Source organism: Streptomyces sp. Isolate_45 (genome assembly GCF_024721315.2).
Lineage (GTDB): Bacteria > Actinomycetota > Actinomycetes > Streptomycetales > Streptomycetaceae > Streptomyces.
This window is the reverse complement of sequence record NZ_JANFAK020000145.1, coordinates 1-19,854: the sequence shown is the minus strand read 5'-3', so window position 1 is coordinate 19,854 and position 19,854 is coordinate 1. Positions and strand designations below refer to the sequence as shown.

19 protein-coding genes are annotated in these 19,854 nt (G+C 71.5%); 8 read left to right on the top strand and 11 right to left on the bottom strand.

Annotated elements, in window-relative coordinates; genetic code table 11:
* Positions 1-60 precede the first annotated feature (60 nt).
* A complete protein-coding gene (locus tag NOD94_RS32460; protein WP_281209761.1) occupies positions 61-1,212 on the top strand; it encodes an alpha/beta hydrolase in 1,152 nt (383 codons plus the stop codon).
* A 31-nt stretch (positions 1,213-1,243) separates the two neighbouring features.
* On the opposite strand, the gene NOD94_RS32455 is transcribed toward NOD94_RS32460, so the two are convergent.
* The 4 genes from NOD94_RS32455 to NOD94_RS32440 all read right to left on the bottom strand — a co-directional run bounded on the left by NOD94_RS32455 (position 1,244) and on the right by NOD94_RS32440 (position 4,884).
* Positions 1,244-2,311: a hypothetical protein gene (locus NOD94_RS32455; protein WP_281209759.1), complete on the bottom strand. Its 1,068-nt coding sequence runs from the start codon at positions 2,309-2,311 to the stop codon at positions 1,244-1,246.
* 98 nt (positions 2,312-2,409) lie between these two features.
* Positions 2,410-3,399: an ABC transporter substrate-binding protein gene (locus NOD94_RS32450; protein ID WP_281209758.1), complete on the bottom strand. Its 990-nt coding sequence runs from the start codon at positions 3,397-3,399 to the stop codon at positions 2,410-2,412.
* Positions 3,400-3,470: 71 nt separating this feature from the next.
* The gene (locus NOD94_RS32445) at positions 3,471-4,142 is read right to left on the bottom strand and encodes an ABC transporter permease (RefSeq protein ID WP_281209757.1); all 672 of its coding nucleotides are present in this window, start codon (positions 4,140-4,142) and stop codon (positions 3,471-3,473) included.
* A gap of 4 nt (positions 4,143-4,146) precedes the next feature.
* The gene (locus tag NOD94_RS32440) at positions 4,147-4,884 is read right to left on the bottom strand and encodes an ABC transporter permease (protein WP_281209756.1); all 738 of its coding nucleotides are present in this window, start codon (positions 4,882-4,884) and stop codon (positions 4,147-4,149) included.
* A gap of 166 nt (positions 4,885-5,050) precedes the next feature.
* On the opposite strand from NOD94_RS32440, the gene NOD94_RS32435 reads away from it, so the two are divergent.
* Positions 5,051-6,016: an ABC transporter ATP-binding protein gene (locus tag NOD94_RS32435; protein WP_281209755.1), complete on the top strand. Its 966-nt coding sequence runs from the start codon at positions 5,051-5,053 to the stop codon at positions 6,014-6,016.
* A gap of 89 nt (positions 6,017-6,105) precedes the next feature.
* Here the strand turns inward: NOD94_RS32435 and NOD94_RS32430 are convergent, their stop codons facing one another.
* Entirely contained in the window at positions 6,106-7,215 is a 1,110-nt protein-coding gene (locus NOD94_RS32430) for an alpha/beta hydrolase-fold protein (protein ID WP_281209754.1), read from the bottom strand.
* Between the two features lie 152 nt (positions 7,216-7,367).
* On the opposite strand from NOD94_RS32430, the gene NOD94_RS32425 reads away from it, so the two are divergent.
* The 6 genes from NOD94_RS32425 to NOD94_RS32400 all read left to right on the top strand — a co-directional run bounded on the left by NOD94_RS32425 (position 7,368) and on the right by NOD94_RS32400 (position 12,413).
* Entirely contained in the window at positions 7,368-9,221 is a 1,854-nt protein-coding gene (locus NOD94_RS32425) for a phosphatidylglycerol lysyltransferase domain-containing protein (RefSeq protein ID WP_281209753.1), read from the top strand.
* A gap of 205 nt (positions 9,222-9,426) precedes the next feature.
* Positions 9,427-10,299, top strand: a complete 873-nt coding sequence (gene folP, locus NOD94_RS32420) for a dihydropteroate synthase (RefSeq protein WP_281209752.1) — start codon at positions 9,427-9,429, stop codon at positions 10,297-10,299.
* Between the two features lie 43 nt (positions 10,300-10,342).
* Positions 10,343-10,786, top strand: a complete 444-nt coding sequence (locus NOD94_RS32415) for a nuclear transport factor 2 family protein (protein ID WP_281209751.1) — start codon at positions 10,343-10,345, stop codon at positions 10,784-10,786.
* 130 nt (positions 10,787-10,916) lie between these two features.
* Positions 10,917-11,276, top strand: a complete 360-nt coding sequence (gene folB, locus NOD94_RS32410; protein WP_030010912.1) for a dihydroneopterin aldolase — start codon at positions 10,917-10,919, stop codon at positions 11,274-11,276.
* Between the two features lie 8 nt (positions 11,277-11,284).
* On the top strand, positions 11,285-11,881 hold the full coding sequence (folK, locus tag NOD94_RS32405) for a 2-amino-4-hydroxy-6-hydroxymethyldihydropteridine diphosphokinase (RefSeq protein WP_281209760.1): 597 nt from the start codon (positions 11,285-11,287) through the stop codon (positions 11,879-11,881).
* Between the two features lie 46 nt (positions 11,882-11,927).
* The gene (locus tag NOD94_RS32400; RefSeq protein WP_281209750.1) at positions 11,928-12,413 is read left to right on the top strand and encodes a DUF3180 domain-containing protein; all 486 of its coding nucleotides are present in this window, start codon (positions 11,928-11,930) and stop codon (positions 12,411-12,413) included.
* A gap of 153 nt (positions 12,414-12,566) precedes the next feature.
* On the opposite strand, the gene folE is transcribed toward NOD94_RS32400, so the two are convergent.
* The 6 genes from folE to dacB form a co-directional block, all read right to left on the bottom strand.
* Positions 12,567-13,175 (bottom strand): GTP cyclohydrolase I FolE, encoded by a 609-nt coding sequence (gene folE / locus NOD94_RS32395; RefSeq protein WP_281209749.1) that lies wholly within the window; start codon positions 13,173-13,175, stop codon positions 12,567-12,569.
* 94 nt (positions 13,176-13,269) lie between these two features.
* On the bottom strand, positions 13,270-15,300 hold the full coding sequence (gene ftsH, locus NOD94_RS32390) for an ATP-dependent zinc metalloprotease FtsH (protein WP_281209748.1): 2,031 nt from the start codon (positions 15,298-15,300) through the stop codon (positions 13,270-13,272).
* Between the two features lie 270 nt (positions 15,301-15,570).
* Complete coding sequence (hpt, locus tag NOD94_RS32385) at positions 15,571-16,131, bottom strand: hypoxanthine phosphoribosyltransferase (protein ID WP_030158549.1); 561 nt, start codon at positions 16,129-16,131, stop codon at positions 15,571-15,573.
* Positions 16,132-16,196: 65 nt separating this feature from the next.
* A complete protein-coding gene (gene tilS, locus NOD94_RS32380) occupies positions 16,197-17,231 on the bottom strand; it encodes a tRNA lysidine(34) synthetase TilS (RefSeq protein ID WP_281209747.1) in 1,035 nt (344 codons plus the stop codon).
* A gap of 264 nt (positions 17,232-17,495) precedes the next feature.
* Positions 17,496-18,653, bottom strand: a complete 1,158-nt coding sequence (locus NOD94_RS32375; protein ID WP_281209746.1) for a zinc-dependent metalloprotease — start codon at positions 18,651-18,653, stop codon at positions 17,496-17,498.
* Between the two features lie 38 nt (positions 18,654-18,691).
* A partial coding sequence (gene dacB / locus NOD94_RS32370; protein WP_281209745.1) for a D-alanyl-D-alanine carboxypeptidase/D-alanyl-D-alanine-endopeptidase occupies positions 18,692-19,854 on the bottom strand: 1,163 nt, incomplete at its 5' end.

Here is a 19,854-nt window from a genome sequence, read left to right as displayed (position 1 = left end):
ACCAAAAGCCGCAAAACGAGATTGTCAAATGTGACTGTTGTTCAGACGTGTGATGTTCCGATCTCCACCGCGGCGACGGACTCCCCGACCGCCGGCGACCGGGCGGCCGCCCGCGGCACCCTGATCTCCGTCGTCCCGCTCGGCGGCCTCGACCGCGCGCAGGTCGCCGCCGAGCTCACCGGATTCGGGATGGACGCCGGGACCGTCCGGCACGGCGTCGACGCCCACCGGCTCACCTACGCCACCGTCGACCCCCGGGGCCGCCCCACGACCGCCACCGGGCTCCTCGTCCTGCCGCGCGGCGGCCCGCACCGCCTCGACCTGGTCTCCGACACCCACGGAACCGTCCCCACCCGCGATCAGGCACCGTCCGGCGCCACCGGGTACAACCGGCTCATCCCGTACCTGCACGCCTCCGCGGGCCGCGCCGTCGCCGCCCCGGACTACCTGGGTCTGGGCGGCGGCCCCGGCAGCCACCCGTACATGGACACCCGCTCGTCCGTCACCGCGTCCCTCGACATGCTGAAGGCCTCCCGCACCGCCGCCGACCGGCTGGGCCGCCCCCTCACCCGGGACGTGTACGCCACCGGCTTCTCCCAGGGCGGCCAGGTCGCGATGGCGCTGGGTCGCGAACTCTCCCGCGGCCGCGACGGCTTCCGGCTGCGCGCCCTCGCCCCGATCGCCGGTCCGCACGACCTGCTCGGCGCCGAGATGCCCGGCATCGCGGACGGCCGCGTCGCCCCGGCCACCGCCGTCTTCTACCTCTCCTACTTCCTCACCGCGCAGAACCGGCTCCACCCGCTCTACGCGGACCCCGCCGAGGTCTTCCGGGCGCCCTACGCGCAGGCCGTCGAGGGCCTGTTCGACGGCAGCCACCGGCCGGAGGAGATCGCCGCCGCGCTGCCCGCGACCCCGCAGGAGCTGCTCACCCCGGAGTGGGCCGAGAACGTCCGCGCCCCGCGCGGGGCGCTGCGCGAGGTCCTCGCCGCCAACGACGGCTTCTGCGACTGGAAGCCGGCCGCGCCCGTACGCCTCTACGCGGGCTCCGGCGACACCGACGTGCCGATCGCCAACGCCCGTTCCTGCGCGCGGGACCTGGCCGGCCACGGGGTCCGGGCGAAGCTCGTCGACCAGGGGGCCGACGCCGACCACACCGCCACGGCGCTCCGCTCGGCCCCGCAGTCCGTCCGCTGGTTCGACTCGCTCCGGTGAGACGGACCGGGCAGGATCCGAAAGGGACGGACTAGGAGATCGCCGTGCGCAGCAGGGCCACGTCGATCGGCTCGGTCTCGTCGTGGGCCGTGAGGTCGATGACCTGGCCCACCGCGCGCTGCTCGGCGGTGACCGGCTTGAACTCCGGGCCGGCGTCGGTGCGTACGGACTCCGCCTTGTGCACGGCGAGGGCCTCGGCGCCGACCACGTCGGCCAGGTCCTCGTTCTGCACGGACTCGATGACGGCGCGGGCCTGCGCGGCGGTCTTGGTACCGAAGAAGTCGAAGCCGCCCTCGACGCGCGAGGCGGAACGGCGCGCGGCCGAGTACGGGGCCATCGTGGCGGCCGGCCTGCGCGCCGGGAGCGGGACCGATGCCGACGCCGGTGCCGGGGAGGCGGCCGGGCGGGAGTGGTCGGTGGCGACCGGCTCGGCGGCGGCGGCGGGAGCCTTGCCCCCGGGCGGGCCGGACGGGCCGGAGGGGTTCGACGGCCCGGACGGGCCCGACGGGCCCTGCTGCGCACGGCGCACCAGGGCGGCCATCGCCGCGTGGGCGCGGGCGTAGCCGACCGGGGTGGGCGCGCCGCTGCTGGTGCGCTCCTCGGACACGGCGGGCAGTTCCTTGACCCCGGCGGCCGAGGCGGTGGCGGCCTCGATCGCCAGCAGCCGGCGCTTCTCCAGGGCGCCGGCGCGCTCGGTCTCGGCGGTCGCGTACCGGCGCAGCAGGGCGGCGTGTTCGCCGCGCAGGCCCGCGAGTTCGACGCGCTTGGCGCGGAGCTTCGTGTCGAGCTTGGCGCGCAGGACGCGCGCCTCCTCCAGATCGGATTCGAGCTCGGCTATCCGCTCCTCCGTCCTCCACTCGTCCTTGACCCGTTCCCGGGCCAGTTCCGCGACCCGGCGGCCGGCGGCCCGGTCCCAGGAGCGCATGAGGACGGCGCCGCCCACACCGGCGACCGCGGTGAGGGCCACGAGCAGGCGTAGCGCGAGGGGTTCCGCGAGGAGCCAGGCCGCGCCGGCGCTGGCGACGGAAACCCCGGCGACGGCCGTCGGCGTGAGGAGTCGGTGCAGGGGCTCGGGATTGCGGTGGCGTCCACGGGGCATGGCCAGAAATTTACAGGGCGTGGGCGGTCGGTGGGATACCCGCCCGGCAAACTCTTACCGGGCGGCTGCCCCACAATTTCCCATCAACGAGGTAACTGTTACTTCTTGAGGAGTCCCTTGGACTCCAGGTAGGCCTTCGCGACGTCCGCCGGCTTCGCCCGCTCCGCGTCCACCTTCCGGTTCAGCTCGACGAGGTCGGCGGTGGTGAGCGCCTTCGTGAGCTTGCCGAGGGCGTCCGCGACCTCCGGGGAGCCCGCGTCCTTGGCGTTGACGACCGGCAGGACGTTGTCGGCGTTCTGGAGCTTCTTGTCGTCCTCCAGCAGGACCAGGCCGAAGTTGTCGAGGGTGGCGTCGGTGGTGGTGGTCAGCACCAGCTGGTCGACGCCGTCCTTGACGGCCTGCTTGGCCTGCGGGGTGCCGACGCCCTTGGGGTCGATGCCCGCGACGGAGATTCCGTATGTCTTCTCCAACCCCGGTGCGCAGAAGGGGCGGACGGCGCATTCGTCACCCGCGGCGATCTTCACCTTGATTCCGGACCGGCCGAGGTCGGAAAGGCTCTTCAGGTTGTTCTTCTGCGCGAATTCCTTGCTGACCGCGAAGGCGTTCTGATCGACCGCCTCGCCGGCCGGCAGGGCCTTCAGGCCCAGCGGCGCCGCGAGCTTCTCCAGGGCCGCGACCGTGGCGGCCGCGTCGCTGGAGGCGACAGGCTTGTCCTTCGGCGCGTCCGGGCCGTTCACCTTGGCGTTCAGGAACTCCGCGAGGGTGGCCGCGTACTCCGGGACGACGTCTATCTCGCCCTTCTCCAGCGACGGCTCGTACAGCTCACGGTTGTTGACCGTGGTGATCGAGGTGCCGTAGCCCGCGTCCTTGAGGAGTTGCGCGTACAGCTCGGCCAGCACGTTGGACTCGGTGAACCCGGCCGCGCCGATGACCAGCTTCCCCTTGGCCCCGCCGGCGGAGGAGGACGCGGGGGCGGAGGGTCCGCCGTCCTTGGCCTTCTCCAGGCTGTCGCCGCCGCACGCGGTGAGCGAAACGGTCAGGGCCACCGCGCCCAGGGTCGCGCCGAGGATGCGCGTGGACTTGATCATCAAAGCTCCTTCAGGGGAAACGTTCGGACGGACGGGGGTCCGGGTCGCGCGGCGCACCGACACGGCCCGGATCAGCGCGAGATCGCCGGACGGCGCAGCAGCAGCCTGTCCGCGGCGATCAGCGCGCCCTCCACCAGCAGGGCCAGCAGGGCGACCAGTACGGCCCCCGCGACGACCTGCGGCGTGTTGTACGTGTTGAAGCCGGCGGTGATGATCCGGCCGAGGCCGCCCTGCCCGACCATCGCGGCGATCGTGGCGGTGGCGATGACCTGGACGGCGCCCGAGCGCAGTCCCGTCATCACCAGGTCCCGCGCGAGCGGGAGTTCCACCCGCAGGAACAACTGGCGGCCGGACATGCCCATGCCGCGGGCGGCCTCGACCACCGACCGGTCCACCTCGCGCATGCCGACGTAGGCGTTGGTCAGCAGCGGCGGGATCGCGAAGAGGACCAGCGCGACGATGGTCGGCAGGTATCCGGCGCTGCGCAGCGGCGAGACCATGAACAGGGCCAGTACCGCGAAGACCGGGATCGCCCGCCCCGCGTTGGAGACGTTCACGGCGAGGGCGCCGCCCTTGCCGATGTGGCCGAGCCACAGGCCGATGGGCAGGGCCACCGCGCAGGCGACGGCGAGCGCGATGCCACTGACGTAGACGTGCTCGCCGAGCCGGTGCCAGACGCCGTTCTCCCCGGCCCAGTTGGCGCCGTCGGCCAGCCAGTCCCAGGCTCCTGCCAGCACTCCCACGGCCTCAGGCCCCCTTCACGGACACCGGCCGGGCGGACCGGCCGGTACGGGAGCCTCGGAAGGTCCGCGACGTGCGGCCGACGCGGGTCCACGGCGTCAGCAGCCGCTGCACGCCGAGCAGCAGCAGGTCGGCGACCAGCGCCAGCAGCACGCACAGCACGGAGGCGGTGAGCACCTGGGCCTTGAAGGAGCTGTTGACGGCGGGCGCGATCAGGTTGCCGAGGCCGCCCTTGCCGACGATCGAGCCGACGGTGGTCAGCGCCACAGTCGAGACGGTCGCGATCCGCACCCCGGCGAGCAGGGCGGGCAGGGCCAGCGGCAGTTCGACCTGCCACAGCAGGCGCGCCGGGCCGTAACCCATGCCGCGCGCGGCTTCCCGTACGTCCCCGGGAACGGCTTCCAGACCGGCCATCACGTTGCGGACCAGGATGGTCAGCGAGTACAGCACGAGGCCGGTCACCACGAGCGCCGCCGAGAGCCCGAAGAGCGGCAGCAGCAACGAGAACATGGCGAGTGAGGGGATCGTGTAGAGCAGGGTGGTCAGACCGAGCACGGGCGCCGCCCAACGCCGGCCGCGGCGGGCCAGCAGCGCCAGCGGCACGGACACGGCGATCCCGATCAGGACCGAGACGGCGGTGATCCAGACGTGTTCTACGGTGGCGTCGGTGAGTTCCTGCGAGCGGGAGGTGACGTACTCCCAACACAGCCAGTCGTTCGCCACGAGGCAGCTCTGTTCGGCCATCCCTCCTCACCCCCCTCACCGAACGTATGTCCCACAAACCGGCCGACAATCCAGGAGCGACCATAACCCCCGGCGCCCACAATGGCCTGAAAGCTTCGCAGTCCCGCAACACTCTCCTGACAATCGCTTCGCCAAACCCCCGTGCCGGGTGCGCGAGGATGGTCGGGTGATCCGATTCGAGCACGTGACCAAGCGCTACCCCGACGGGACGACGGCCGTGGAGGACCTGTCCTTCGAGGTCGCGGAGGGCGAGCTGGTCACCCTCGTGGGCCCGTCCGGCTGCGGCAAGACGACCACCATGAAGATGGTGAACCGACTGATCGAGCCGACTTCCGGCCGGATACTGCTCGGCGGCGAGGACATCGCCGCCGCCGACCCGGTCGAGCTGCGCCGCCGCATCGGCTACGTCATCCAGCAGGTCGGCCTGTTCCCGCACAAGACGGTGCTGGAGAACACGGCGACGGTCCCCCAGCTGATCGGCACCCCGAAGGCCAAGGCCCGGGCGCGCGCCGCCGAACTCCTCGAACTCGTCGGACTCGACCCCTCCGTCCACGGGAGCCGGTACCCGGAGCAGCTGTCGGGCGGGCAGCGCCAGCGGGTCGGCGTGGCCCGCGCCCTCGCCGCCGATCCGCCGGTGCTGTTGATGGACGAGCCGTTCGGCGCGGTGGACCCGGTGGTGCGCGAACGGCTGCAGAACGAGTTCCTGACGCTCCAACGGACCGTCCGCAAGACGATCCTCCTCGTCACCCACGACCTGGACGAGGCCATCCGGCTCGGCGACCGGATCGCGGTGTACGGGACGGGCACCATCGAGCAGTTCGCCCGCCCGGCCGCGGTCCTCGCCGCCCCCGCCACCCCGTACGTGGCCTCCTTCGTCGGCTCCGACCGGGGCCTTCGCCGGCTCGCCGTCACCCCCGTCGAGGAGGCCGTCCTAGACCCCGCCGACGGCGCCGCCCCGGCCTCCTCCGTACCGCTCGGGGCGTCCCTGCGCGAGGCCCTCTCCGCCCTGCTCCAGGAGGACTCGGGCCGCCTCGGCGTCACGGATCCGGACTCCGGCGCGCTGGTCGGCGTACTCACCCCGGAGGCGGTCCACCAGGCCCTGCGCGAGTCCCGGCCCCACGAGGCGCGGTGAAGGACGGGAACGCGCACCGGACATGACGGAGGGGCCCGACCTTCCCCCGGTCGGGCCCCTCCGTCATGTTCCGTGGCCGAGCACCCGCCTCAGGCCTGGATGCGTCCGCTCATCCACGTGAGCATCGGCGGGATCTCGCGGCGCCACGTGTTGAAGTTGTGGCCGCCGCTGTCGAGGATGATCGAGGACACCCGGTCCGGTCCCTTGACCAGCTTGATGAACTTGCGGGTGTCACCGAGGTTCGGCTCGCCCTTCTCGCTGCTGGTGACGAGGAACGAGGTACCCGTCGGCTTCTTGCCGGCCATCGTGTGCAGCACGTCCGCACGCTTCTTCAGCTTCTGGTCGCCCTGGAACAGGTCACCGGTGGTGGGGTCGTTCGGGGCGTCGTAGTAGGCGGACAGACCGGCGGCGGCACCGAAGGTCTGCGGGTAGTGCGCGGCGATCTTCAGGGCGCAGTAACCACCGGTGGAGTTGCCGATGAAGCCCATGTTCTGCGGCTTGTCACCGACCCGGAAGGTCTCCTGGATGGCCTTCGGCAGGTCCTGCGCGAAGAAGGTCTCGGTCTGCGGTCCACCGGGTATGTCCACGCACTCGGTGTCGCGCGGCGGCGCGATGGTCGGCCGCAGCATGACCAGGATCATCGGCTTCATCTTGCCCGCCTTCGACAGGCTGAAGGCCTTCATCGGGTAGTCGAGCCCCTTGATCAGGTTCTCGGCGGTGCCCGGGTAGCCGGTCAGCACGATCGACGCGGGAAAGTTCTGGTCCTTGTTCTGTGGCTGGAAGTACTCGGGCGGGAGCCACACGTAGCCGGGACTCGTTATCTTCGACTTCTGCCCGGTTATGGCAACCTTCAGGATCTGACCACCGACCTGGGGCTTGGCACCGCCCGGCACGTCCAACTTCTGCTTGTCGACGACCTTGATGTCCTTGCTGCTCATCGAGTGGTCGACGACCTTGCCGATGGACGTCTCCTGGCCGAACAGGTCGGCCCAGGACCCGTAGAACAGGAACGACTTGTTGGCCGCGAGCCCGATCGCCGAGAACAGCGCCAGCTGGGTCGCGAGGAGGAGACCGATCCGGCCGGCGACCGAGCGCCAGGTGCGGTTCGACAGCTTCGGCCAGAACCACACCGTCGCCGCGAACAGCAGCACTCCGGCGACGATGGCCAGCGCCAGAACCGTATTACTGGTGAGACCCATGAGCAGTCAGTCGACTTTCTGATGGCAGGACCGGAAATTTCCGACGGAAGAGTGAACCCGCTCCTCGTCGCCGTCGTCCTAATGGACGCACCACACACCGGAGGCTGTCGCGGCCTTCGGCCACATGATCTCTCGCGGAGCAACGGGAAGCGATGTCTAGCAGGATAGATGGCGATAAGTCGGGACAGGTTCCGAGCAGGGTCCGCCGAATCCTCCGTGGTCCACGGCCGGAGTCGGTGCCCGGCCTCGTAGGTACGGCCGTCATGATCGTCGGCCTTCTGGACATCGCGGCGGGGGTCTTCCCGCGCTTCCGGCACAGCCGGATCCACGCGGTCACCGAAGTTCTGCCCGGTTCGCTGGGCCCCTTCGCCGCGGCCATGTCCATCAGCGCGGGCGTGCTGCTCCTGCTGCTCGCCCACGGCCTCAAGCGGCACAAGCGGCGGGCCTGGCGGGCCACCGCCATCCTGCTGCCCGCGGGCGCGGTCGCGCAGTTCACGTACCGGCATTCCGTGATCGGCGTGGTCATCGCCGCGGTGCTCCTCGCACTGCTGCTGCGCCACCAAAGTGAGTTCAAGGCACTGCCGGACCCGCGCAGCCGCTGGAAGGCGCTCGCGAACTTCGTCCTCATGAGCGCCGGCTCCATCGGGCTCGGCCTGGTCATCGTCAACGTGCACCCGGGCAAGGTCGTCGGCAGCCCGAGCCTGTACGAGCAGATCACCCACGTCGTCTACGGGCTCTTCGGCTTCGAGGGCCCCGTCGACTACGCCGGTCGGGTGTCCTGGACCGTCGGCTACTCGCTCGGCGCCCTCGGCATGCTGACCGCCCTCACCACCATCTACCTGGCCTTCCGCCCCGAGCACCCGGCCGCACGCCTCACCGCCGACGACGAGACGCAGCTGCGCGAGCTGCTCGCCAAGCACGGCGGCCGCGACTCCCTCGGCCACTTCGCGCTCCGCCGCGACAAGGCCGTCGTCTTCTCCCCCAGCGGCAAGGCGGCCGTCACCTACCGGGTCGTCTCCGGCGTGATGCTCGCCTCCGGCGACCCCATCGGCGACGTCGAGGCCTGGCCCGGCGCCATCGAGCGGTTCATGGAGGAGGCCAAGGCCCACTCGTGGACCCCCGCCGTCATGGGTTGCAGCGAGACCGGCGGCGAGGTCTGGACCCGCGAGACGGGGCTGGACGCCCTGGAGCTGGGTGATGAGGCGATCGTCGATGTCAAAGACTTCTCCCTCTCGGGCCGAGCCATGCGCAACGTCCGCCAAATGGTGAAGCGCATCGAGCGCAACGGCTACACCACCAAGGTCCGCCGGGTCAGCGAGCTGACCGAGATCGAGCTGGAGCAGGTGCGCGGCGCCGCCGAGGCGTGGCGCGGCACCGACACCGAGCGCGGCTTCTCCATGGCGCTGGGCCGGGTCGGCGACCCGGGCGACGGCGACTGCTTCATCGCCACCGCCCACCGCGTCGAGGAGGGCGACACCAGCCCCTTCGGCGACCTGAAGGCCGTCCTGCACTTCGTCCCGTGGGGCAAGGACGGCATGTCGCTGGAGCTGATGCGCCGCGACCGTGCCGCCGACCCCGGTATGAACGAGCTGCTGATCGTGGCCTCCCTGGAAGCCGCTCCCGCGCTGCGGATCGAGAAGGTCTCCCTGAACTTCGCGATGTTCCGCTCGGCCCTGGCCCGCGGCGAGAAGATCGGCGCCGGACCGGTCCTGCGCATGTGGCGCGGACTGCTCGTCTTCCTCTCGCGCTGGTTCCAGATCGAGTCGCTCTACAAGTTCAACGCGAAGTTCCGCCCGCGCTGGGAGCCCCGCTTCGTCGTCTTCCGGCAGACCCGCGACCTGCCCCGCATCGGCTTCGCCGCGATGCAGGCCGAGGGCTTCGTGACGCTGGCCCTGCCCCGGCTCTTCGCCGCCCGCCGCCGCCCCAAGCCGGTCCGCACCTGCGCGCACGAGCACCCTTCCGCCAAGGTTCCGGCCCAGGCGGAGCGCGAGGTCCAGCCCGCCTGACGCACGACCGGGCGCGGCACGCACCGAAGGGCCCGGCGGCAACACCGCCGGGCCCTTCTCCGTCCCCCACCCGGGTGGGGGGGCCATGCACCACCCGGGTGGGGGGCCGTGCACCACCGGGCGGGGGGCCGTGCGCCACCGGGCGGGGACGGCCCCCGGCTCCCGTGGAGGGACCTCCCGGGGCACGGGCTCTACCCTGGGACCCATGAACAACAACCGCGGAGCCGCTGCCAGGGGCCGGGTGACAGGTCTGCCCGACTGGGACCGCTGCGGGGTCATGGGCGTCGTCAACGTCACCCCCGACTCCTTCTCCGACGGCGGCCGCTGGTTCGACACCACCGCGGCCGTCAAGCGCGGCCTGGACCTCGTCGCGCAGGGCGCCGACCTCGTGGACGTCGGCGGCGAGTCCACCCGCCCCGGCGCCTCCCGCGTCGACGAGGAGGAGGAGCTGCGCCGGGTCGTCCCCGTGGTGCGCGGCCTCGCCTCCGAAGGCGTCGCCGTCTCCGTCGACACCATGCGCGCGGCCGTCGCCGCCCGGGCGGTCGAGGCCGGCGCCGTCCTGGTCAACGACGTCAGCGGCGGGCTCGCCGACCCCGGCATGATCCCGGCCGTCGCCGCCGCCGAGGTCCCCTTCGTGGTCATGCACTGGCGCGGTTTCAGCGAGGGCATGAACAGCCTCGCCGTCTACGAGGACGTCCTCGGCGAGGTCACCGCCGAACTCCGCGCCCGCGTCGACGCCGTCGTCTCCGGCGGCATCGCCCCCGAGCGGATCGTCGTCGACCCCGGCCTCGGCTTCGCGAAGAACGCCGAGCACGACCTGGCCCTCGTCGCCCGCCTCCCCGAGCTCCGCGCGCTCGGCTTCCCGCTGCTCGTGGCCGCTTCGCGGAAGCGTTTCCTCGGACGGGTCCTGGCCGGCGCCGCCGACACCGCCCCGCCGCCGGCCCGCGAGCGGGACGCCGCCACGGCCGCCGTCTCGGCCATCGCCGCCCACCAGGGCGCCTGGGCCGTGCGGGTGCACGAGGTACGGGCGACCGCGGACGCGGTTCGGGTGGCCCGCGCCGTGGAAGGGGCACTGTGATCCGCCGGACGGACCTCCGCCGGCCGTACTGGGAAGGGGCACGGTGAGCCGTACCGACATCGAAGCGGTCGAAGAGGCCAACGCGGCCTTCTACGAGGCCATGGAGCGGGGGGACTTCGACGCGCTGTCGGCGCTCTGGCTCGACGACGAGATCTCCTGCGTCCACCCGGGCTGGCCGGTGCTCTCGGGTCGGGGCGAGGTACTGCGCTCGTACGCGTTGATCATGTCCCACACGGAGTACATCCAGTTCTTCCTCACCGACACCAAAGTGGCGCTGATAGGTGACACCGCCCTCGTCACGTGCACCGAGAACATCCTGAGCGGCGGACCCGCCGAGGACGGCGGAGAGCTGGGTCCGCTGGTGGGTCAGCTGGTCGTCGCCACCAATGTGTTCCGACGCACACCGCAGGGGTGGCTCCTCTGGTCCCACCACGGTTCTCCGGTGCTCACGGACTCCGATGACGAGGAAGAAGAGGGCACCGACTGACCCCAAGGGCGGGGGCCGAGCGCCGTCGCAGGTAAATTCGAAGGCGGACGACGCCGACCGCACTCGGCGTAGGCCCATGGCCCCGGGGAGTCCCGGGACCGGAGCACCTACGAAAGCAGGAGTGATTCGCGTGGATCGTGTCGCGCTGCGCGGCCTCAAGGCTCGCGGGCACCACGGCGTCTTCCCCCGGGAGCGCGAAGAGGGCCAGACCTTCATCGTCGACCTCGTACTGCACCTCGACACCCGCCCGGCCGCGGCCGGGGACGACCTGGCGAAGACCGTGCACTACGGCGTGGTCGCCGAGGAGGTCGTCGACGTGGTGCAGGGCGAGCCCGTCGACCTGATCGAAACCCTCGCCGAGCGGATCGCACAGCAGTGCCTCAAGCACGAAGCGGTGGCACAGGTGGAGGTCGTCGTCCACAAGCCGGACGCACCCATCACCGTCCCCTTCGACGACGTGACCATCACGATCACCCGGAGCCGCGCATGAACAACGGAATGACCGCCCAGAGCGACCCCACCGTCCAGCCCGTACCGGCGTCCGTCGTCGAGGCCGTCGACGCGGCGGACGTGACGCTGTCCAACCCCAAATGGGCCGTCGTCGCGCTCGGCGCGAACCTCGGCAACCGGCTGGAGACCCTCCAGGGCGCCATCGACGCCCTCGGCGACACCCCCGGCCTGCGGGTCAAGGCCGTCTCCCCCGTCTACGAGACCGAGCCGTGGGGCGTCGAGCCCGGCTCGCAGCCCTCGTACTTCAACGCGGTCATCGCGGTGAAGACCACCCTGCCGCCGTCCTCGCTGCTGGAGCGCGGCCAGGCCATCGAAGAGGCCTTCGACCGCGTCCGCGAGGAGCGCTGGGGCCCCCGCACCATCGACGTCGACATCGTCTCCTACGCCGACGTGGTATCCGACGACCCCGTCCTCACCCTCCCGCACCCCCGGGCCCACCAGCGGGCCTTCGTGCTCGCCCCGTGGCACGACATCGACCCCGAGGCCCAGCTCCCCGGAATCGGCGCGGTCGCCGCGCTCCTGGCCGAAATCGGCCTGACCGGCGTCACGGCACGCCCCGACCTGGAACTCCGCCTGCCGGAGTAATCGTTAGCCTGTTCACTGCTACTGGCTGAGAGTGGGGAACGGGCAAGTGAAGCAACTGAGGCCGGCGGTCCTGGCGGGCATCTTCCTGATCGCCGGGGTCCTGTCCTGGGCGGGCGCCCGGCTGTGGAACGCGTACGGGAGCCTGCCGGGCGTGCCGTTGGCCGCCCCGGTCGTGCTGGCCGTCATCGCGGCCGTCCTGTTCGCCACGGCCCTGTCGATGCGTTCCCGGCTCAAGGCCCAGCGCGAGCGCCGCCCGGGGGCCAAGGGCGTGGAGCCGCTGATGGCGGCCCGCGCCGTGGTCTTCGGGCAGGCCAGCGCGCTCGTCGCGGCGCTGGTCGCCGGCATGTACGGCGGGGTCGGGGTCTTCCTGCTGACCGACGCCCTCGACGTGCCCGCCCGCCGCGACCAGGCCTGGTACGCGGGCGGCTCCGTCCTCGCGGGCGCCGCCGTCATCGCTGCCGCCCTCTTCCTGGAGCACGTTCTGAAGCTCCCGGAGGACGAGGACCCGGGGAAGGCCCCGGCCACGGCCTGAGGCCCGGAGGGACGGCCTGAGAGGCGGCCCCGGGGCCGCCGTGCGGCCACTACCCGCGCCCGTCCGCCTCCTGCCCTCACCGCGGCGGCCAGAAGCGCCCGGCTCACCGTCGTGGGCGCCCTCGGCGTCGGGGAGCGGCCCCCCGGGGCACGCTCAGCGCGCCACGATGAGGCTCATCGCCTCGCTGCGGGTCGCGGGGTCACGGAGCTGGCCGCGCACGGCCGAGGTGAGGGTCTTGGCGCCCGGCTTGCGGATGCCCCGCACCGACATGCACATGTGCTCGGCCTCGATGACGACGATGGCGCCGCGGGCGTCGAGTATCCGCATCAGCGAGTCGGCTATCTGAGTGGTGAGTCGTTCCTGCACCTGCGGGCGGCGGGCGAAGACGTCGACCAGCCGGGCCAGCTTGGACAGGCCGGTGATCTTGCCGGACTCGGCGGGAATGTAGCCGACGTGCGCCACACCGTGGAACGGGAGCAGATGATGCTCACAGAGCGAAACGATCTCGATGTCCTTGACCAGGACCATCTCGTCGTGGCCGAGGTCGAAGGTCGTCGTCAGCACTTCCTCGGGTGACTGCCGCAGACCCGCCAGGATCTCCCGGTACGCCCGCGCCACGCGCGCCGGGGTCTCCAGCAGGCCCTCGCGGTCGGGGTCCTCGCCGACGGCTATCAGGAGCTCGCGGACGGCCGCCTCGGCGCGCTTCTCGTCGAACTCGCCGATCGTGCCCTCGCCACCGGTCAGGGTCACTGGGTCGGTCATCTCATCCTCGTTCCTGTGTGCGCACACGGCCACGTGAAAGTGCCGCGCCCCCCAGGCTAGAACCTGGGGGGCGCGGCATCCATTCCGGGCCTGATCAGGCCTCCGGACGCTCCTCCGGGGAGGGCTCCGGGGCCTTCTCCACCGACACGGCCGGCGTGGCCGCCGAGATGCCGTTGGCGGCGTTCGTCAGCTGGAGCTCCTTGGGAGAGAGCACCGGCGGACGGGTGGAGGGAGTGCGACGGGAGGAGCCGGTCCACGCGGGACGGGCCGGACGCTTCACGATCGTCGAGAAGACCTCGGCGATCTGCTCCTTGTTCAGCGTCTCCTTCTCCAGCAGCGCGAGGACCAGGTTGTCCAGGACGTCCCGGTTCTCGACCAGGATCTCCCAGGCCTCGTTGTGCGCGGTCTCGATGAGCTTCTTGACCTCTTCGTCGACCAGCGCCGCGACCTCTTCCGAGTAGTCCCGCGGGTGCGACATCTCGCGGCCCAGGAACGGCTCGGTGTTGTCGCCACCGAACTTGATCGCACCCAGACGCTCGGTCATGCCGTACTGCGTGACCATGGCCCGCGCCGTGGCGGTGGCCTTCTCGATGTCGTTCGCCGCGCCCGTCGTCGGGTCGTGGAAGACCAGCTCCTCGGCCGCGCGCCCGCCCAGCATGTAAGCCAGCTGGTCGAGCATCTCGTTGCGCGTGGTCGAGTACTTGTCCTCGTCGGGCAGGACCATGGTGTAACCCAGGGCCCGACCGCGGGACAGGATCGTGATCTTGTGGACCGGGTCGGAGTTCGGGGAAGCCGCCGCGACCAGGGCGTGTCCGCCCTCGTGGTACGCGGTGATCTTCTTTTCCCGGTCCGACATGATCCGGGTCCGCTTCTGCGGACCCGCCACGACGCGGTCGATCGCCTCGTCCAGGGCGTGGTTGTCGATCAGCTTCTTGTCCGAGCGGGCGGTCAGCAGGGCCGCCTCGTTCAGGACGTTCGACAGATCGGCACCGGTGAAGCCGGGCGTACGCCGGGCAACCGCGCCCAGGTCGACGTCCGGGGCGACCGGCTTGCCCTTCTGGTGAACCTTGAGGATCTCCAGACGGCCCTGCATGTCCGGGCGGTCGACCGCGATCTGCCGGTCGAAACGGCCCGGGCGCAGCAGCGCCGGGTCGAGGATGTCGGGACGGTTCGTGGCGGCGATCAGGATGACGCCGCCCTTGACGTCGAAGCCGTCCATCTCGACGAGCAGCTGGTTGAGGGTCTGCTCGCGCTCGTCGTGACCGCCGCCGAGGCCCGCACCGCGGTGCCGGCCGACGGCGTCGATCTCGTCGACGAAGACGATCGCCGGCGCGTTGGCCTTGGCCTGCTCGAACAGGTCACGGACACGCGAGGCGCCGACACCGACGAACATCTCGACGAAGTCGGAACCGGAGATCGAGTAGAAGGGCACACCGGCCTCGCCCGCGACGGCGCGCGCCAGCAGGGTCTTGCCGGTGCCGGGCGGGCCGTAGAGCAGCACGCCCTTGGGGATCTTGGCGCCGACGGCCTGGAACTTCGCCGGCTCCTGGAGGAACTCCTTGATCTCGTGGAGTTCCTCGACGGCCTCGTCCGAACCCGCGACATCGGCGAACGTCGTCTTCGGGGTGTCCTTGGTGATGAGCTTGGCCTTGGACTTCCCGAACTGCATGACCCGGGAGCCGCCGCCCTGCATCTGGTTCATCAGGAACAGGAAGACCACGACGATGAGGACGAAGGGCAGGAGCGAGAGCAGCACGCTCAGGAACGGGCTGGTCTTGTCCGGGGTGACGGAGTATCCGTCAGGGATCTGACCGGCTTCGTACTTGGTCTGGAGGTTCTGGGCGAGCTGAACGCCCTGATCCCCGATGTAGTTGGCCTGGAACTTGGTGCCGTCGTTGTTGCCGAGCTTCTGGTCCTTCTTGAGCTCGATCTTGATCATCTGGCTGTCGCCGGTGGTCAGCTTGGCGCTGTCCACCTGGCCACTGTTGATCGCCTTGATGACCTCGCTGGTCTCCACCGACTTGTAGCCGCCGCCGGAGCCGACGACGTTCATCAACACGACCACGGCGAGGACGGCCAGCACGATCCACATGACCGGCCCACGGAAGTATCGCTTCACGTCCATCCATACGGGACGCCAGGCGCCCCGTCCCTCCTGCCCGTAGGTAAATGCTGCTCTGAGTAAAGACTGTTCTTCGGAATGTACCCCTGTATTGTCACCCGCGGCCTCGTGGGACGGCTGACAGACCCGCCTTCCCATGCTCCAACGGCGGGAATCGCCCCGAGGTTCCCCAGGTTTCCCCGCGGTCTTGTCGGGAGCGGGTCCCGCGGCCGGCGGACGCGAGGACGCGTCGGCCGCGGGTTCCGCGCGGCGGGCGCGGCCAGGGGTGGTGTGTCAGCCGCCGTAGACGTGCGGGGCGAGCGTGCCGACGAACGGCAGGTTGCGGTACTTCTCCGCGTAGTCGAGGCCGTAGCCGACGACGAACTCGTTCGGGATGTCGAAGCCGACCCACTTCACGTCGATCGCGACCTTCGCGGCGTCGGGCTTGCGCAGCAGCGTGACGACCTCCAGGGAGGCCGGCTGGCGCGAGCCCAGGTTCGACAGCAGCCAGGACAGCGTCAGACCGGAGTCGATGATGTCCTCGACGATCAGGACGTGCTTGTCCTTGATGTCGGTGTCCAGGTCCTTGAGGATCCGCACCACGCCGGAGGACTGGGTCCCGGCGCCGTAGGACGACACCGCCATCCAGTCCATGGTGAGCGGGGTGGACAAGGCACGCGCCAGGTCCGCCATCACCATCACCGCGCCCTTGAGCACACCGACGATGAGCAGGTCCTTGCCCGCGTACTCCGCGTCGATCTTCGCGGCCAGCTCGGCCAGCTTCGCGTCGATCTCTTCCTTGGTGATGAGCACCGACTGGAGGTCGCTGCCCATGTCCTTCTCGTCCACCCGCATCACTTTCGTTGTCGGCCGGGGCTCCGGGGGTGCCCCCGGAGGACTCAGCCGTGTTTCAGCACCAATCAGCCCTGCCGAATGACAAGTCTGCCACCCTGCCGCTGGGCCTCGACGCGGCCGGGCAGGTTGATGGCGCCCTGACCGCGCCATCCGGTGATGAGGCGGTCGACTTCCTCGATGTGGCGGGCGAACAGCGAACCCGCGGGGGACCCGGCCGCGACGACGGCCCTGCGCAGCACGCGGCGCCTGACGGCCGGGGGCAGGGCGTACAGCTTCGCGCACTCCAGGCGGCCGTCCGCGTCGCGTACGCCGGTCTCCGCGTCGGCGGCCCAGGCGTCCAGGGCGTCGGCGTCGTCCCGGGAGAGCTGCGCGGTGCGGGCGAGCGCCTCGACGACTCCCTTGCCGAGCGCCTTCTCCAGGGCGGGCAGTCCCTCGTGGCGCAGCCGGGAGCGGGTGTAGGCGGGGTCGATGTTGTGCGGGTCGTCCCAGACGGGGAGGGACTGGACCATGCAGGCCTTGCGGGCGGTCTGTCGGTCGATCTGGAGGAAGGGGCGGCGGTAGCGCTTGGTGCGGCCCGGTCCTCCCGAGACCTCCGCCATGCCTGACAGGGAGCGGATGCCGGAGCCGCGGGCGAGGCCGAGCAGGACGGTTTCGGCCTGGTCGTCGCGGGTGTGGCCGAGCAGCACGGCGGCGGCCCCGAGCCGGTCGGCGGCCTCGTCGAGCGCCGAGTAGCGGGCGTCGCGGGCGGCGGCCTCGGGTCCGCCGTCGCGGCCGACGCGCACGGCGACGGACTCCACCGGGTCGAGGCGGAGTGCGGTCATGCGGGTGACGACCTCGGCGGCGCGCAGGTCGGAGCCGGGCTGGAGGCCGTGGTCGACGGTGATGCCACCGGCCCGGATGCCGAGCTTGGGGGCTTCGAAGGCGAGGGCGGAGGCGAGCGCCATGGAGTCGGCGCCGCCGGAGCAGGCGACGAGGACGAGTGGCGGGGTGCCGTCCGGGGTGCGACGGTCGGCGGGACGGTCGGTGAGGTCGGTGAGGACGTCGTGGAGTACGCGGCGGACCGCCAGGCGTATCGCCGCGACCGCAGGATGGGGACCCATGTCCGGTGCCCTTCGTGGAGTTCGGATGCTCGGAGGCGTTGGGGTGGTGCGAGGGGTGCTGCTCGGTGGTGACCGGTCCGCTGTCCGGCGTCCGCGGCGGGATGGCCGCGGAGGAACCCCCGGAAGTTGCGGGTTGTCACTCAGAGTGCGTCGATGGTGACAGAACCGAGCCGTTCCCCGAGCATCGCACGCCCTTCCACGGCCCACGGTCCCTCGGACGGGTGACGCTGCTTCCCCCAGTGGGACATGTTTACGCCCCGTGCGTCACCTTCCTTCGCTCCCTTCGCTCCCCCTGCCGTGCACCCGGGCCACCCAGTCGGCGGGCTTGGCGATCTCCGTCTTGGTGGGCAGCGTGTTGGGTGAGGTCCACACGCGGTTGAAGCCGTCCATGCCGACCTGGCCGACGACGGCGCGGACGAACCGCTCGCCGTCGCGGTACTGGCGCAGCTTGGCGTCGAGCCCGAGGATCTTGCGCAGGGCGGCGTCGAGGCGGCCCGCGCCACTGGCCCTGCGCTGCTGGAACTTCTCGCGGATCTCGGCGACGGAGGGGACGACCTCGGGCCCGACGCCGTCCATGACGAAGTCGGCGTGGCCCTCCAGCAGGGACATGACGGCGGTGAGCCGGCCCAGCACCTCGCGCTGTTCGGGGGTCTGGACGAGCTCGACGAGGGACCGACCCTCGTCGCCGCGTTCGGCTTCCGGGCGGGCGCCGGCGAAGGACTGGACGGCTTCGCGGAGCCGTTCCAGGACGGTGGAGGGGTCCATTTCGGTGGCGCCGAGGAACGTCTGGATTTCGCCCTCCAGATGGGCCCGCAGCCACGGGACGGCCGTGAACTGGGTACGGTGCGTCTCCTCGTGCAGGCAGACCCACAGCCGGAAGTCGTGCGGGTTCACCTCCAGCTCGCGCTCGACGTGCACGATGTTGGGGGCGACGAGCAGCAGCCGGCCGCCCGTCGCGGCGGAGCCCGGCAGGTCGAGGCCGGCGGGCGCGAAGGTCTCGTACTGGCCGAGGACCCGGGAGGCCAGGAAGCTCAGCAGCATGCCCAGCTCGACGCCGGTGACCTTGCCGCCGACCGCTCCGAGGACCGCGCCGCCGGGGGCGGCGCCGCGGCGTTCCTGCATCTTGCCGAGGAGCGGGCCGAGCAGTTCGCGGAAGCCGGCGACGTTGGCCTTGATCCATCCGGCCCGGTCGACGACCAGGACGGGCGTGTCGGGGACGGAGGCCCCGCCGTCGGGCAGGGCGGCCATCATCCGGGTGAAGTCGCGCACGTGCTGTTCCGAGGTCCTGGCGTGCCGGCGCAGCTCCGCCACCACGGCCCGGGCCTCTTCGCGGCTGACCTCGGGACCCGGCCGCACGAGCCGGGTCGCGGTCGCCACCGCGAGGTTCCAGTCGACCATCTCCGCACCACCGATGCTCGTCATGCGTAAACCGTACGTGGACCTGCGCCGGAGCGGACCCCCTACGGTGTGGTGGCCACCGCGGCGGCGAGCTTGTCGAGGCCCTTCTCGGCGGCGGGCCCGTCGGGGGCGCCCGCGGTGAGGAAGGCGAAGGCCAGCAGCCGCCCGGAGGGGTCGACGGCGGTCCCCGCGAGGGAGTTCACGCCGGTCAGGGTGCCCGTCTTGGCCCGCAGCAGGCCCGCGGCCGGGGAGGTTCCGGCGTTGCGGGAGCGCAGGGTGCCGGTGAATCCGGCGACGGGGAGGCCGGTGAGGACCGGTCTCAGTTCGGGGTGGCGGGGGTCGGCGGCCTTGGCGAGGAGTCCGGTCAGGAGGCGGGTGCTGACCTTGTCGGCGCGGTTGAGGCCGCTGCCGTCGGCGAAGCGGTGGCCGCTCACGTCGAGGCCGAGGGAGGCCAGCTTGTCGGAGACGGCCTTCTCGGCGCCCTCGAAGCTCGCGGGCGTGCCGGCGGCGACGGCGGTCTGGCGGGCGAGGGCTTCGGCGATGTCGTTGTCGCTGTGGGTCAGCATCCGCTCGACGAGGCCGGCGACCGGGGTGGATTGGGTGGCGGCCAACTGTTGGGCGCCGGCGGGGGCGTTGACCCGGGCGGGTTCGCCGGTGACCTTGATGCCGCGTTCGCGCAGCAGGCCGGCGAAGGCGCGGGCGGTGTCCCCCGAGGGGTCGTCGCTGCGTTCGACGGGGCCGGAGACGGAGTCGTCGGGGCGGCCCTCGTCGGCCGTGAGGGCGGTGACGGGGGCGATGTTGTCGTTGCGGCCGATCGGGTGGCGGACGGCGCCGGGGTAGAGGAAGTCGTCGTAGCCGAGGGCGACGGTGTCGGTGCCGGCGGCCTTGAGGGCCTGCGCGGTGTCCGCGGCGAGGGCGACGAGGCTGCCGCCGGATCCGGCGGGGCTCTTCTTCTTCGCGGTGAGCGAGGGGTCGCCGCCGCCGACGAGGACGATCCGGCCGGGTTCGGCCGCGGGGGTCACGGTGGTCCGGATCCGGTGCTCGGGGCCGAGGGCCGCCAGAGCCGCCACCGCCGTGGCGATCTTGATGGTGGAGGCCGGGGTCATGGCCTCGCCCGGCGCGGACTCGTACAGGACCCGGCCCGTCGCGGCGTCGACCACCGAGGCGCTGCGGACGCTGCCGAGCGCGCGGTCGGCGAGCAGCGGCCCGAGCACCCCGGCGAGCG